Source organism: Roseomonas rosulenta, assembly GCF_016106005.1.
Taxonomy (GTDB): Bacteria; Pseudomonadota; Alphaproteobacteria; order Acetobacterales; family Acetobacteraceae; genus Neoroseomonas; species Neoroseomonas rosulenta.
In genome coordinates this window covers 1-2,418 of sequence record NZ_JACADR010000439.1, presented here as the reverse complement: position 1 = coordinate 2,418, position 2,418 = coordinate 1, and the positions used below count along the sequence as shown (strand labels likewise).

Annotated in this window: 1 protein-coding gene; it reads left to right on the top strand. The window is 72.6% G+C overall.

Annotated elements, in window-relative coordinates; translation table 11 throughout:
* Positions 1-248 precede the first annotated feature (248 nt).
* Positions 249-2,418: Rne/Rng family ribonuclease (locus HW578_RS25505; RefSeq protein WP_198373516.1), on the top strand; the 2,170-nt coding region annotated here is incomplete at its 3' end.

The following is a 2,418-nucleotide window of genomic DNA, read 5'->3' as shown; positions in this document are numbered from 1 at the left end:
CGCGCCGCACCGCCAGCCGGCCCGCCTGCGCCTGTGACCGCCGCCACCCCGCGGCCGTCCGAGGGCTTCGGGGCAGAGACCAGGCGCGCCCACCACGGGCCCGCACCGCGCCGCGCGCGGACGGGCCTGCCGAGCGAGGAGGACGGACGGCGCATGCTGAAGAACGCAGCGCCGACTCACCTCCGCCGCCCGGGCCCCGCCAATCCCATGCGCCGCCGGCCCCGCCGCGGCGCGGAGACCCGCGACACATGACCAAGCGCATGCTGATCGACGCATCCCACCCCGAGGAAACCAGGGTGGTGGTGCTGGACGGCAACCGCATCGAGGAATTCGACCTCGAGACCGCCACCCGCCGCGCCCTGAAGGGCAACATCTACCTGGCCAAGGTGGTCAGGGTCGAACCCAGCCTGCAGGCCGCCTTCGTCGAATACGGCGGCAACCGCCACGGCTTCCTGGCCTTCGGCGAGATTCATCCCGACTACTACCAGATCCCGGTCGCCGACCGGCAGCGCCTGATCGAGATGCAGGCCGAGGACGCCCGCGCCGAGGAAGAAGCCGACCTTCCGCCCGAATCCGCCATGGACCGCGCCGCCTGGAACGGCGAAGGCACCGAGGGCTGGTCGAACGGCGAGGGCGCCGCGGAGGGCGAGGCCACCGCCGAGTCCGAGGCCACCCCCGACCAGGCCGCCGGCGAGGCGCCCGGCACGGCCGAGCCGCACGCCGAGAACGGTCCGGCGAGCGCCGAGGCGACCGATGCGCCCGCCCCGCAGGCCGCCCTGCCGCTCGACATGGCCGATGACCGCATCACCGGCACGCCCGATGCCGGCCTGCCGATCGAGGCTGCCGAAGCGCCGGAGGCGGAGCCCGCCGAGGGCGCCGATGCCGGCCACATCGAGACGCTCGCCGCCGACGAGCCCCCGCCGCCGCCCGAGACCATCGGCGGCGAGGACATGCCCGCCGAGACCGAGGATGAGCGCCGCGAGCGCCGCATCCCGCCCCGCTTCCTGCGCCACTACAAGATCCAGGAGGTGATCAAGCGCCGCCAGATCATGCTGGTGCAGGTCGTCAAGGAGGAACGCGGCGGCAAGGGTGCCGCGCTGACCACCTACATCTCGCTGGCCGGGCGCTTCTCCGTGCTCATGCCCAACTCGCCGCGCGGCGGCGGCGTGTCGCGCAAGATCACCTCGGCGGCCGACCGCAAGCGCCTGCGGGAGGCGGTCGAGGAGATGAACATGCCCGAGGGCATGTCGCTCATTGTCCGCACCGCCGGCGCGCAGCGCCCCAAGCCCGAGATCAAGCGCGACTGCGAATACCTGCTGCGCCTGTGGGACAACATCCGCGAGCGCACGCTGGCGAGTTCCGCGCCGGCGCTGATCTACGAGGAAGCCGACCTCATCAAGCGCTCGATCCGCGACGTCTATGGCCGCGACATCGAGGAAGTGGTGGTCGAGGGCGAGGACGCCTACTCCGCCGCGCGCGAGTTCATGCGCATGCTGATGCCGGCGAACACCGGCAAGATCCGCGCCCACCGCGAGGCCGTGCCGCTGTTCGCGCGCCACAGCGTGGACCAGCAGCTCGATGCGATGCATTCGCCCATCGTGCAGCTGAAGTCGGGCGGCTACATCGTCATCAACCAGACCGAGGCGCTGGTCGCGATCGACGTGAACTCGGGCCGCGCGACGCGCGACCGGCACATCGAGGACACCGCGCTGCGCACCAACCTCGAAGCGGCCGACGAGATCGCGCGGCAGCTGCGCCTGCGTGACCTTGCGGGCCTCATCGTCATCGACTTCATCGACATGGAGAGCGCGAAGCACGACGGCATGGTCGAGCGGCGCCTCAAGGATGCGCTGAAGCAGGACCGCGCGCGCATCCAGGTGGGCCGTATCAGCCATTTCGGCCTGCTCGAGATGTCGCGCCAGCGGCTGCGGCCTTCCATCGCCGAGCAGACCTTCGTGCAGTGCCCGCATTGCCAGGGCCGCGGCCTGGTGCGCAGCGTGGACAGCAGCGCGCTGCAGGTGCTGCGCGCGATCGAGGAGGAAGGTGCCAAGCGCCGCGCCGCCGAGATCGTGGTGCATGTCGCGAGCCCCGTCGCGCTGTGGCTGCTCAACCGCAAGCGCGAGCGCCTGGCCGAGATCGAGGCGCGCTTCGGCATGGCCGTGATGTTCGAGCCCGACGAGACGCTGATGGGCCCCGCGCTGCGCATCGAGCGCACCCGCGCGGCCGAGCCCGGCGCCATTCCGTCCGCGCCCTCCGCCCTGCGGATGGACTACGCCCCCGAGCCCGTCGCCGAGGCGGATGACGAGGAGGAGGCGCCCGACGCCGAGGAGGGCGACGAGGCACCGCGCCGCGCCGACGGCACCGAGCGCGCCGAGACCGCCGAGGAAGGCGAGCGCCGCCGCCGTCGCCGCCGTCGCC